This window comes from Sphingobium sp. DC-2 (genome assembly GCF_000722555.1).
In the GTDB taxonomy this organism is placed as follows: domain Bacteria; phylum Pseudomonadota; class Alphaproteobacteria; order Sphingomonadales; family Sphingomonadaceae; genus Sphingobium; species Sphingobium quisquiliarum.
Map to the genome: position 1 here is coordinate 83663 of NZ_JNAC01000131.1, position 12370 is coordinate 96032.

The window sequence follows — 12370 nt, forward strand, 5'->3', positions numbered from 1 at the left end:
GCTAACGGGAGTCCCATGCGCAGCAACTATCTCTTCACCTCGGAATCCGTCTCCGAAGGCCATCCCGACAAGGTCGCGGACCAGATTTCCGACGCCATCGTCGATCTGTTCCTGTCCAAGGACCCCGAAGCCCGCATCGCCTGCGAAACGCTGACCACCACGCAGCTTGTCGTGCTGGCGGGCGAAATCCGCTGCAAGGGCGTCTATGAAGATGGGCAATGGGCCCCCGGCGCGCAGGAAGAGATTGAGCGCACCGTGCGCGAGACCGTGAAGCGCATCGGCTATGAGCAGGACGGCTTCCACTGGGAAACGTTGCGCTTCGAAAACAACCTTCACGCCCAGTCCGCGCACATCGCCCAGGGCGTCGACGCCAGCGGCAACAAAGATGAAGGCGCTGGCGACCAGGGCATCATGTTCGGTTTCGCCTGCGACGAAACCCCCGACCTCATGCCCGCCACGCTGGACTACAGCCACAAGATCCTGGCGAAGATGGCGCATGACCGCCACTCCGGCCGCGCCCCCTTCCTTGAACCCGACGCCAAGAGCCAGGTCACGCTGCGTTTCGAAAATGGCAAGCCCGTCGCCGCGACCGCGATCGTCGTCTCGACCCAGCATGGCAAGGGCTATGACGAAGGCGACAAGGAAGCGGAACTCAAGGACTATGTGAAGGGCGTCGTCGCCGAAGTCCTTCCGGCCGAACTGCTCTCCGCCGAAACCGTCTATCACATCAACCCCACCGGCAGCTTCGAAATCGGCGGCCCGGACGGTGATGCGGGCCTCACCGGCCGCAAGATCATCGTCGACACCTATGGCGGCGCATCCCCCCATGGCGGCGGCGCTTTCTCCGGCAAGGACCCGACCAAGGTCGATCGCTCAGCCGCCTACATCACTCGCTATCTCGCGAAGAATATCGTCGCGGCCGGGCTCGCCCGCCGCTGCACGATCCAGCTCGCTTATGCGATCGGCGTGTCCGAACCGCTCTCGCTCTATGTCGACACCCACGGCACCGGCAGCCTGAACGACGCGAAGATCGAGGACGCGATCAAGTCGATCAAGGAACTGGGCGGCCTCACCCCGCGCGGCATCCGCACCCATCTGGGCCTCAACAAGCCCATCTACCGCCCCACCGCCGCCTATGGCCATTTCGGCCGCAAGGCGGAAGGCGACTTCTTCCCCTGGGAAAAGACTGACCTGGTGGAAAAGCTCAAGGCCGCTCTTTAGGACCGGCTAAGCCTAGCCGCCGCGCTCCTGCGAACACAGGAGCGCTCCCGGCGGTGGAGACGGCGCCATGCCTCAGAAGCGCAAGCCAACTCGCCCAAGCTTCCGCCCTGGCATCCCCTCCACCCCCGTTCGGGCTGAGCTTGTCGAAGCCCATTCCTTCGCCCTTCGACAGGTTCAGGGCGAACGGAGGGATTAGGTGGCGCTGTCAGCATAAGGCATCATAAGCCAGCCCGCGCGATACCGGATGCGGGCAAGCCTTAGTTGCCGCGCCTTTCCATCCCTCCGGCCCCGTCGGTCCGGTTTGACCCGCCGCCAAAAGCCGGGCAGGTGCCGCAGCCATGACTGCTTCTCCCCGCGTCCGCATTCATCTGATGCTCCTGCTCGTCATGCTGCTCTGGGCGGGCAATGCGCTGGTCGCGCGCGCGGTGCGGGCGGACGTTCCGCCCTTCACCCTCGCCTTCCTGCGCTGGAGCGGGGCCGCGCTTCTGCTCCTCCCCTTTGCCGCGCGCGGGATCGCCGCTGAATGGCCCCTCGTCCGCCGCCACTGGCCCATGCTCCTCCTGCTCAGCATATTCGGCGTGGGCTGCTTCAACGCTCTCCTCTATTCGGGCCTGCGCACCAGCAGCGCGACCAACGCCATGCTCATTCAGGCGGCGATCCCGGCGCTGGTGCTGGGATGCAACTATCTCTTCTTCCGCACCCGCGCGCTGCCCAGCCAGATCATCGGCGTCCTCGCCGCCGCGCTCGGCGCGCTGCTCATCATCTTCCGCGCGGACATCCACGCCCTTGCGGCGCTTCATTTCGGCACGGGCGACGCGCTCATCCTGCTGGGCGTCATCTGCTGGTCCGTCTACACGTCCCTCCTGCGCAAGCGCCCGCCGCTCACCGCCCCCACCTTCCTCTGGCTCAGCTTCGCGACCGGCGTCGTCATGATGGCCCCGCTGGCGGCAAGCGAATGGGCGGACCACCCCGTCCGCTGGACGCCCGGCGCTGCGGCGGGCATCGCCTATGTCGCGATCTTCCCGTCGATCATCGCCTATTTCCTCTACAATCATGCCGTGGCGCAGGCCGGCGCGGCGCAGGCGGGCCAGGCGATCAGCCTCCAGCCGCTGCTCGGCGCCTTCCTTGCCGCGCTGCTGCTCGGCGAAACGCTGCACGGCTATCATTTCGCGGGCATGGCGCTCATCCTGCTCGGCATCGCCGTCGCCGCCCGCAACGCCCGCGCGGCCGAATAGCCCGCTTGCCCGCACGCCCCGCCGCCGCTATCGGCGCGAGCCATGACAGCGCATAAATCCGGCGATCCGACGACCCTCAACCGTCTTTACGGCCGCCAGTCGGGGCACAAGCTGCGCGCGGGCCAGCAGGAACTGGTCGACACCCTCCTCCCGGCCCTGTCGGTCCCGGAAGAAGGGGAAGTCAGCGCCGCCCGCCTCTTCGGCTACGACCGCCCGCTGCACTTCGAAATCGGCTTCGGCGGCGGAGAGCATCTCGCCTACCGCGCCGACCTTCTGCCCGACCATGGCTTCATCGGCGCGGAGCCCTTCCTGAACGGCGTCGTCACCGCGCTCGGCCATGTCCGCGACAAGGCGCTGGGCAACGTCCGCCTCCACATGGGCGACGCGCTGTCGGTGCTCAGCCGCATCCCGGACGGCGCGCTGAGCTTCGTCTATCTCCTCCACCCCGACCCCTGGCCCAAGGCCCGCCATGCCAAGCGGCGCATGATGAACCCCGGCCCGGTGGCGATGATCGCGCGCAAGCTCAAGCCCGGCGGCGAGTTCCGCTTCGGCACCGATCATCCCGTCTATCTGCGCTGGGCGCTGATGGTGATGAACGGCCATCCCGATTTCGACTGGCTGGCGAGCGAGCCCGGGGACTTCCTCACCCGCCCGGGCGGCTGGCCCGAAACCCGCTACGAAGCCAAGGCCCGCCGCCTCGGCCACGAAGTGTGGTATTTCCGCTACCGGCGGCGCTGAACCGCGCGCGGCGTGACACGTTGGATGGGGGCGAAGGAGATTGCCCCCATGTCCGAAAATCAGTCCGACAATCATGAAGAGATGATCCACGAAGACGGCCTGCCCGGTCACGAAAGCAGGCTGGAGCCCAAGCCGGAATGGGAGCCGCGCTATCCCGGCTCCGGGCGGCTGGAAGGCAAGGTGGCGCTCGTCACCGGCGCGGACAGCGGCATCGGCCGCGCCGTCGCCGCGCTCTACGCCCGCGAAGGCGCCGATGTCGCGATCCTCTACCTGTGCGAACATGACGACGCCAAGAAGACCGCGCAGATCGTCGAAGCCGAAGGCCAGCAGGCCCTCACCATCGCCGGAGACATTGGCGAGAAAAGCTTCTGCGACGACGCCGTCAGGCAAGTCATCGACCGCTTCGGCCGCCTCGACATCCTCGTCAACAACGCGGGCGAGCAGCACCCAGATCAGGACATTACCGACATCAGCGAGGAACAGCTGCGCCGCACTTTCCAGACGAACATCTTCGGCATGTTCTTCCTCACGCAGGCCGCCCGCCCGCATCTGAAAAAAGGCGCGGCGATCGTCAACTGCACCAGCGTCACCATGTATCAGGGCTCGTCGGAACTGCTCGATTACTCCAGCACCAAGGGCGCGATCACCGCCTTTACCCGCAGCCTGTCGGAAAATCTGGTGAAGGACGGCATCCGCGTCAACGCGGTCGCTCCCGGTCCGATCTGGACGCCGCTCAACCCGTCTGGCGGCGCGAGCCCGGAAAAGCTGGAGCATTTCGGCGAATCGACCCCCATGGGGCGCCCCGGCCAGCCCAATGAAGTCGCCCCCGCCTTCCTGTTCCTGGCCTGCGAGGATTCAAGCTATATGTCCGGGCAAGTGCTCCACCCCAATGGCGGCACGATCGTGAATGGCTGAGAAAAATCCTCCCCATGCCCGGCGTGGGGAGGATGAAGATCAATTCGCCTTGCTCATATCCACCTTCTCCACCCATTCCGGGTAGAAGGTCGGCTCCCGGTTCGACCAGCCGATCGCCGTCGCCGCCGCCTCGCTGATCGTCTGGAGCAAAGCCCGGCGCTTTTCCGGGTGAAGGTGCGGCAGGCTCGCCGCCGCGCAGAAGGCTCCGGGCAGCCACGGCCGGGCCCCCGCCCCCAGCAGCCGTTCGTACAGGAAACGATAGGCGGAAAAGCTGCCCAGCCGGTCCTGACCCAGGTCGAAAGCGGACACCGTCACCAGCGGGGCCATGAACGGCTCCATATGGTCGAGGCCGCTGTCGTCGGGCACCCGCGTCTTGATCTCGTCCAGCCGCCCGTAGATGCGGGCCTGCGCGCGGATGCTCGCTTCCTCCACCATGTCGCGCGACCATAGCTTCATGGCGTCGCGGCGGTGAAGGCCGATATCCAGCGAACGGCGGATGTAGCGCTGTGTGGCAGACGGGAAACTGGCGAATTCACGCAACTCCGCCAGGGTGATTGCCCCGTCAGCTGGTCTTGCATTGGTGCCCATGCTCTTGCCCTCCGACTTCAAGTCGATCGACAGAAGATGCGCCCATCATGGTTACTATATGCTTAAGCGCGGATCCTGCCGACACCGACAAGGAATCATGTTTCCTTGTGCGGTGCAACATGAAAAATTTGTGAATGCGCCAAATGGTTTGATATGCGGCGATCCCCGGCCCGCGCCCGGACGGGCGCAGGCGGCAATTGCATGAAGAAGGGAGGATCGCGCCTGCTGCGCCCGGTCACTCGGCCCGCCGTTCCAGCACGGCGCCGATCATCTTGCGCCACACGGCCACGTCCCCGGCCTGCGCCATGTCGGCGTCGGGTTCGCGCAGCGTGTGCAGGATGGCATAGGCGTCGTCCACATGCTCGTGCCAGCTCGCGTCCACCGCGCTCGCCGCATGCGGATCGTCGCCATCGCCGTTCAGGCTCAACTGACGGCCTGCCAGCACGCGGGCGATGCGTTCGATTGCGGGAGTGGCGGACGTCGGCATGGATCAGGGTTCCTCTCTCCTGGGGAGGCGAACCGCCGGTCATCAACCCGCCGGTTCGACCTCTTCATGATCATATCACCATTGATGCGGCCGTCCATCAATCCTCATCATCTTCGTGGAAGCCGGACGAAGGCACCGGATGACCGTCATCGCCCGGCGTCGTGGCGGCTGGCGGATCGGACGCGTCCATCGAATCCTTCAATCCCTCGTCCAGCTTCTCTTCGCGCGTCACGGCATGGTCCTGCGCGTCGGTCGGCCGCGCGTCGCCCGCTTCTTCCCGGCTGTTCGGCCTGATACCGGTCTTGTCCGTCATGTTCGCTCTCCTGGCGCAGGAACTATTTACCCGCGCTTGCCGGCATAAAACGGCCAGCGCCGATCCCCGGTTCCGTGGCGGTCATCGACCAACGGCGGCGTGCCTTCGACCAGCATCGGCCACGGGGGACGACAGGCGGCGCGCATTGGCCTAACAGGGGATGATGATCAGCCATGCCGAAGACGGCGATCGCGGCGGTGTTCCGGCCACGATCGCGCTCTATTCCATTCTGGGCTTCTGGTTCTTCTACGCGGTGCTGGTCACGCTGCGCGCATCGGTGATGGGTTTCGAAGCGCAGGGCGCGATGGCCGCGCGCCGCGCCGTGGTGACGGTGATCGGCATCGTCGTCACCTGGGTCCTCTATCTCTGCCTGCGCGGCTTCGACCGGAAAAGGCTCGCCATCCGCATCGTCGCCGCCTTCTCGCTGGCCGCGCCCTTCGCGCTCGCCACGGCGGCGGCCAATTTCTACGTCTTTAACATCTACGATCCGGCATCGCTCTTTCCCGATTCCGAATACCGGAAATATGCGCATGAGCAGGACTTCGCGCTCAAGCAGATCGTCGAGGATGCGATCAGCCGCTATTTCTTCCTGGCGGCATGGGCGGGCCTGTACCTCGCTTTGTCCTACGCCAGCGAAGCGCATCGGGTGGAACGGCGGGCCTCCCGCCTGGAACGCGCGGCCCAGCAGGCGGAACTGCGCTCGCTGCGTTATCAGGTGAACCCCCATTTCCTCTTCAACACGCTGAACTCCCTCTCCTCCCTGGTGATGAAGGACCGGCGGGACGAAGCGGAACAGATGATCCTCTCCCTCTCCAACTTCTACCGCACCAGCCTGACCGGCGACCCGCTGGAAGATGTCTCGCTGGAGGAAGAAGTCAGGCTGCAAAAACTCTATCTCGACATCGAATCCGTCCGCTTTCCCGATCGGCTGATCGCCCGCATCGACATTCCCGAAGCGCTGCTGAACGCCTGCGTGCCCGGCCTCATTCTCCAGCCGCTGGTCGAAAATGCGATCAAATATGGCGTGTCCCGCACCTCCAGCCCCGTCACCGTGACGATCGCCGCGCGGGAGGAATCGGGCATGCTCCTCCTCACCGTGGCGGACGATGGCGACAAGCCGCCCAGCGCCGATGACGGGGGCAGCGGCATCGGCCTCGCCAATGTCCGCGACCGCCTGTCCGCCCGCTTCGGCGATCAGGGCCAGATCCGCTATGGCCGCCGCGATGGCGGCGGCTTCATGGTTCATCTCCGCCTGCCCATGATCCGCAGAGGCCAGTCATGACCATCCGCACCCTGATCGTCGATGATGAGCCGCTGGCGGTGGAGCGCCTGCAAATGCTGTGCGCCCGCGAACCGCGCATCACCCTGGCCGGAACCGCCAGCGACGGGGAGGCGGCGCTGCGCCTTATCGAAGGGCTTCAGCCTGACCTTGTGATGCTGGACATCGCCATGCCCTTGCTCGACGGGCTGGGCGTGGCGCGGGCGGCCAGCCGCATGGGCATCCGCCCGGCCGTCATCTTCGTGACCGCGTTCGAAGGCTTCGCGGTGGAGGCCTTCGACCTTGCGGCGGTCGACTATCTGCTCAAGCCCGTCGCGCATGAGCGGCTGACGCGCGCGATCGACCGGGTCGAATTGGCGCTGCGCAATCGCGAAGCCCCCTCGCCCGCCACCACCGCCGGGCCGGAATCCGAATGGGCGGAGGAATTCTGGGTCCCCCACCGTTCCGAACTCATCCGCATCGGCACCAGCCAGATCGACCGCATAGAGGCGGAGCGCGACTATATGCGGCTGCATGTCGGGCGGAACAGCTATCTGCTTCACCAGACCATCAGCTCGCTCGAAAGCCGCCTCGATCCGCAGCGCTTCGTGCGCCTGCACCGCTCGCACATCGTCCGCCGCGAATATATCGCCCGCCTGCGCCACGACGGCAGCGGCGTCTGGTTCGCCTGCCTCACCGATGGCGCGGAAATCCGCATCGGCCGCACCTATCTCGCCAACGCCCGCGCGATGACGGGGCGATCCTGAAATAGCGTTCGGGCTGAGCCTGTCGAAGCCTTCCACTGAGCGGAGCGAAGTGCCGTCGCCTCCAACACAGCTTGAAACCTCGACCAGCCCAGCCCGAACGGGCGAGAGGGCCGGGACGAACAAATCCGTCTGACAGCGATGCCCGCTATCTCACTTCCCGGCAGGCGCCGCCTGTTCCTTCCCCAGTTCCGCAAAGCGCTCCTCGCTCCGCGACTGCGCCTTGGCGATGGCGGCGTCGATCGGCGCGCGCAGATTGGCGACGGCCAGCTTCTGGCACTGCTTCGATGCAGCGATGGTATCGGCCGGGCACACCTTCACGGCCGCGCGCTTGATCCGGGCGTTCAGCGCGCGCTGGCCGGACGGCGTCGACAGGTCCAGATCATGATAGCGCACTTCGGTCGTATGGCCGTTCGATTCAAAGCCGCGGGCGCTGGCCATCCCCGCGCTGGCGGCTAGGGCGGCCGCGCCCAGGCTGGCGAGCATCTTCATCGACATCTTGGCGGTCATCATGGCATGTCTCCTCAAAATCATTGTGGTGACGGCATGACCCTGGCAGGCGGACCGTCGCGGGAAGGACGGTTCGCGCATCGGCGCTGGCTGCCTTCACATGACGCCTCCTACGCCTGTCCCGGCCATCGCGCGCTCGCCCTTCGACGGAAGCCGATGCTGGTCGTCCAACGACGCCCGGCTCGACCAACGGCTGACCGGGGCGGACCAATGACATTCATCGGGGCCGGAAAATGCCTTGTTTCCGTAACGTAAAACAAGGAAGCGCGCGGCTTGCGCCAAAAGAAAACGCCCCCGGCGCAAGGGAAGGCCGGGGGCGTATCCGGGATGCTGTCGGGCTATCCGGGATCTCATCGATATCTGTTCGCATCATCATAAAGGAAGCGTGGGAAAAGCCTTCCTCCATTCGATGACCCGCCACCCTGCCGCGCCGGGCGGCATGGCTCCACGACGAACGGCCGGCATTCGCCTACGAACGACATTCGCGCGCCGCTTGCGGCTTTCCCGCGCCGCGCCCATATCCGCGCGACAGCCTTGCCCATCGGGAACAAATCTGGAACAACACGCCCCATGAGTCTCACCACGATTTCCGTGCGCGGCGCGCGCGAACATAACCTCAAGGGCGTGGACGTCGACCTGCCCCGCGACAGCCTGATCGTCATCACGGGCCTCTCCGGTTCGGGCAAGTCCTCCCTCGCCTTCGACACCATCTATGCCGAAGGGCAGCGCCGCTATGTGGAGTCCCTCTCCGCCTATGCCCGCCAGTTCCTTGAGATGATGCAGAAGCCGGATGTCGAGCATATTGACGGCCTCTCCCCCGCCATCTCGATCGAGCAGAAGACGACCAGCCGCAACCCGCGCTCCACCGTCGCCACCGTTACGGAGATTTACGACTATATGCGCCTCCTCTGGGCGCGCGTCGGCATCCCCTACTCCCCCGCGACCGGAGAGCCGATCAGCGCCCAGACCGTCAGCCAGATGGTCGATCGCGTGATGCAACTGCCGGAGGGCACCCGCTTCTACCTCCTCGCCCCCGTCGTCCGCGGCCGCAAGGGCGAGTACCGCAAGGAATTGGCGGAATGGCAGAAGGCAGGCTTCACCCGCGTCCGCATCGATGGCGAGATGTACGCGATCGAAGACGCCCCCGCCCTCGACAAGAAGTACAAGCATGACATCGAAGTCGTCGTCGATCGCCTGGCGGTAAATGCCGACATGGCCACCCGCCTCGCCGACAGCTTCGAACAGGCGCTGAAACTCGCCGATGGCCTCGCTTATGTGGATTTGGCGGACACCACCGTTGTTCAGGCGCTTAGCACCCAACCCCCGTTCGCTTCGAGCGAAGTCGAGAAGCCGCGCGCAGGTGTCTCGACTTCGCTCGACACGAACGGAGGTAGTGAAAAGCCCAGCAAGGGCATGAAAAACGCAGGCATCCCCGACAACCGCATCGTCTTCTCCGAAAAATTCGCCTGCCCCGTCTCTGGCTTCACAATTCCCGAAATCGAGCCCCGCCTCTTCTCCTTCAACGCCCCCCAGGGCGCCTGCCCCGCCTGCGATGGTCTCGGCGAGCGGCAGGAGTTCGACCCCGAACTCGTCGTCCCCAACGAACATCTGACGCTCAAGAAGGGCGCCATCGTCCCCTGGGCCAAGTCCAACCCGCCCAGCCCCTACTACATGCAGGTCCTCGGCTCCCTTGCGAAGGAGTTCGGCTTCACCCTCGACACCCCGTGGATCGACCTGCCCGCCGAAGTCAAAATCATCATCCTCCACGGCACCGCAGGCAAGCCCGTCACCCTCCGCTTTCAGGACGGCAAGAAGAGCTACGAGGTCAAGAAACCCTTCGAAGGCGTCATCGGCAACCTCAACCGCCGCCTCCTCCAGACCGACTCCGCCTGGATGCGCGAGGAACTCAGCAAATACCAGACCGCCATGCCGTGCGAGACCTGCCACGGCGCCCGCCTCAAACCCGAAGCGCTCGCCGTCAAGATCGCGGGTGAGGACATTTCCATGTCCACCCGCCGCTCCGTGGTGGACGCGCTCGGCTTCTTCTCCACCCTCCCCGCGCGCCTCAACGACCAGCAGAACCAGATCGCCAAGGCCATCCTCAAGGAAATCGTCGAGCGCCTCGGCTTCCTCAACAATGTCGGCCTCGACTATCTGAACCTCGACCGCACCAGCGGCACCCTGTCGGGCGGCGAGTCCCAGCGCATCCGCCTCGCCTCCCAGATCGGCAGCGGCCTGTCGGGCGTCCTCTACGTCCTCGACGAACCCAGCATCGGCCTGCACCAGCGCGACAATGACCGCCTGCTTATCACCCTCAAGCGGCTGCGCGACCTCGGCAACACCGTCATCGTCGTGGAGCATGACGAGGACGCGATCCGCACCGCCGACTATATCGTCGACATGGGTCCGGGCGCAGGCGTCCACGGCGGCACCATCGTCGCGCAGGGCACCCTCAACGAACTGCTCGCCCACCGCGACAGCCTGACCGCGGATTACCTCAACGGCACCCGCCGCATCGAAGTCCCGCCCAAGCGCCGCAAGGGCAATGGCAAGAAGCTCACCGTCCACAACGCCCGCGCCAACAATCTGCGCAACGTGACGGCCAGCATCCCGCTCGGCACATTCACCTGCATCACCGGCGTTTCAGGCAGCGGCAAGTCCAGCTTCACCATCGACACCCTCTACGCCGCCTCCGCCCGCGCCCTCAACGGCGCCCGCATCGTCGCAGGCCCGCATGACAAGGTCACCGGCCTTGAACATTGCGACAAGGTGATCGACATCGACCAGTCGCCCATCGGCCGCACCCCGCGCTCCAACCCCGCGACCTATACGGGAGCCTTCACCAACATCCGCGACTGGTTCGCCGGCCTCCCCGAAGCGCAGGCGCGCGGCTACAAGCCCGGCCGATTCTCCTTCAACGTCAAGGGCGGCCGCTGCGAAGCTTGCCAGGGCGACGGCGTGCTCAAGATCGAGATGCACTTCCTCCCCGACGTCTATGTCACCTGCGACGTCTGCCACGGCGCGCGCTACAATCGCGAAACGCTGGAGGTGAAGTTCAAGGGCCACAGCATCGCCGACGTGCTCGACATGACGGTCGAGGACGCGGTCGAATTCTTCAAGGCCGTCCCCCCCATCCGCGACAAGATGGCGATGCTCGCCGAAGTCGGCCTCGGCTATATCAAGGTCGGCCAGCAAGCCACCACCCTGTCCGGCGGCGAAGCCCAGCGCGTCAAGCTCGCCAAGGAACTCTCCCGCAGAGCCACCGGCCAGACCCTTTACATATTGGACGAGCCCACCACCGGCCTCCACTTCGAAGACGTCCGCAAACTGCTCGAAGTCCTCCACGCCCTGGTCGAACAGGGCAACAGCGTGGTCGTGATCGAGCATAATCTGGATGTCATCAAGACCGCCGACTGGATCATCGACATGGGGCCAGAGGGTGGCGTGAAGGGCGGCGAGGTCGTCGCCGAAGGCACGCCGGAGAAGGTTGCGAAGAACGCCCGGAGCTTTACCGGGCGTTATTTGGCGCCGTTGTTGGGAATGGAGGCTGTGGCGGCGGAGTAAAAAAAGGCGGCTAAAGCCGCCCTTTCTCAAATATTTTCGGGAATAGATTTTTGTTCATCCAGCTCTTTAAAACGAGCCAGAAGAGCTTTTGCCTTCCCAACTCTACCGTCGGCTGCCTTATCAGGCTTTCTCTGTTCAGTTTCCTTCCACGGATCTTGATAACCTTCGCTAGATAATAAGACTGCGGTTGCCGCTAATTCAAGTTCGACAGGATCAGCAGAGTTTCCTAATTCTACTACCTTTCTACGAGCACTCTCGGGCGGTGTAGAAGACTGACAATTGCACGTAAAAATTGAATAGTACCCCCCCCAAGAAGCAGTCTTGACCTCTTCATGTATCGTTCCGAGCATATCCCCATAACGAAGCGCAGTGCTTAGGGTTTCGCTATAAGGGCCGTAGTGTTTATACTCGAAGTCAAAGCCTTCACCCAAACCCATGGCTTCTAAAAGGTATGCAATTTTTTGCAATTTGGTCCTGCCCACAACAAGACCTCCCGCATCCGAAATAATCTTCGCGGCCCTTTCGACTTCAATTCGGACACTAGAAGCCATGCTTCATCTCCCCATCGACAATGCGAGAAAGCGCACCAGACACATCATTCTCACGGTCAAAATAATACCTTAAAACATCAAACCTAGGGATGGATGCGACTATAGGAGAATACTCACTAATATCCATCAAATTTCCATCAGAATTTCTTACCATTATTTGATTAAGTGGACCCTTCGTGTCGTTGCCCCTTAATTCCCGGACAGTTCCTCACTGGTTGAACGTGTG

The 12370-nt window shown here is 64.2% G+C and carries 12 protein-coding genes; 7 read left to right on the forward strand and 5 right to left on the reverse strand.

Going from position 1 to position 12370, the window contains the following annotated elements:
* Positions 1 to 15 precede the first annotated feature (15 nt).
* The 4 genes from metK to ET21_RS0122875 all read left to right on the forward strand — a co-directional run bounded on the left by metK (position 16) and on the right by ET21_RS0122875 (position 4109).
* Positions 16 to 1221: a methionine adenosyltransferase gene (metK, locus tag ET21_RS0122860; RefSeq protein WP_030541517.1), complete on the forward strand. Its 1206-nt coding sequence runs from the start codon at positions 16 to 18 to the stop codon at positions 1219 to 1221.
* 338 nt (positions 1222 to 1559) lie between these two features.
* Positions 1560 to 2456 carry a DMT family transporter gene (locus tag ET21_RS0122865; protein ID WP_030541518.1) on the forward strand — a complete coding sequence of 299 codons (897 nt, stop codon included), beginning with the start codon at positions 1560 to 1562 and terminating at the stop codon, positions 2454 to 2456.
* Positions 2457 to 2498: 42 nt separating this feature from the next.
* A complete protein-coding gene (locus tag ET21_RS0122870; protein ID WP_021238433.1) occupies positions 2499 to 3194 on the forward strand; it encodes a tRNA (guanosine(46)-N(7))-methyltransferase TrmB in 696 nt (231 codons plus the stop codon).
* A 48-nt stretch (positions 3195 to 3242) separates the two neighbouring features.
* Entirely contained in the window at positions 3243 to 4109 is an 867-nt protein-coding gene (locus ET21_RS0122875; protein WP_030541519.1) for a glucose 1-dehydrogenase, read from the forward strand.
* A 39-nt stretch (positions 4110 to 4148) separates the two neighbouring features.
* Here ET21_RS0122875 and ET21_RS0122880 read toward each other — a convergent pair whose 3' ends face one another.
* The 3 genes from ET21_RS0122880 to ET21_RS0122890 all read right to left on the reverse strand — a co-directional run bounded on the left by ET21_RS0122880 (position 4149) and on the right by ET21_RS0122890 (position 5497).
* Positions 4149 to 4697, reverse strand: a complete 549-nt coding sequence (locus tag ET21_RS0122880; RefSeq protein WP_030541520.1) for a hypothetical protein — start codon at positions 4695 to 4697, stop codon at positions 4149 to 4151.
* A gap of 235 nt (positions 4698 to 4932) precedes the next feature.
* Positions 4933 to 5184 (reverse strand): hypothetical protein, encoded by a 252-nt coding sequence (locus tag ET21_RS0122885; protein WP_021238436.1) that lies wholly within the window; start codon positions 5182 to 5184, stop codon positions 4933 to 4935.
* Between the two features lie 97 nt (positions 5185 to 5281).
* Positions 5282 to 5497 carry a hypothetical protein gene (locus ET21_RS0122890; protein ID WP_021238437.1) on the reverse strand — a complete coding sequence of 72 codons (216 nt, stop codon included), beginning with the start codon at positions 5495 to 5497 and terminating at the stop codon, positions 5282 to 5284.
* 163 nt (positions 5498 to 5660) lie between these two features.
* Here ET21_RS0122890 and ET21_RS0122900 point away from each other — a divergent pair, with 163 nt between their 5' ends.
* Together ET21_RS0122900 and ET21_RS0122905 are read left to right on the forward strand one after the other, a co-directional pair.
* On the forward strand, positions 5661 to 6779 hold the full coding sequence (locus tag ET21_RS0122900; RefSeq protein ID WP_030541521.1) for a sensor histidine kinase: 1119 nt from the start codon (positions 5661 to 5663) through the stop codon (positions 6777 to 6779).
* Entirely contained in the window at positions 6776 to 7522 is a 747-nt protein-coding gene (locus tag ET21_RS0122905; RefSeq protein ID WP_021238440.1) for a LytTR family DNA-binding domain-containing protein, read from the forward strand. Before ET21_RS0122900 ends, ET21_RS0122905 begins: the two co-directional genes overlap by 4 nt.
* Positions 7523 to 7672: 150 nt before the next feature.
* Here ET21_RS0122905 and ET21_RS0122910 read toward each other — a convergent pair whose 3' ends face one another.
* Complete coding sequence (locus ET21_RS0122910) at positions 7673 to 8032, reverse strand: UrcA family protein (protein ID WP_030541522.1); 360 nt, start codon at positions 8030 to 8032, stop codon at positions 7673 to 7675.
* Positions 8033 to 8599: 567 nt separating this feature from the next.
* Between ET21_RS0122910 and uvrA the strand changes: the two genes are divergently transcribed.
* Positions 8600 to 11593, forward strand: coding sequence for an excinuclease ABC subunit UvrA (gene uvrA / locus ET21_RS0122915; protein ID WP_030541523.1), 2994 nt, complete (start codon positions 8600 to 8602; stop codon positions 11591 to 11593).
* Between the two features lie 26 nt (positions 11594 to 11619).
* On the opposite strand, the gene ET21_RS27935 is transcribed toward uvrA, so the two are convergent.
* Positions 11620 to 12144, reverse strand: coding sequence for a hypothetical protein (locus tag ET21_RS27935; protein ID WP_156029336.1), 525 nt, complete (start codon positions 12142 to 12144; stop codon positions 11620 to 11622).
* Positions 12145 to 12370: the final 226 nt, after the last annotated feature.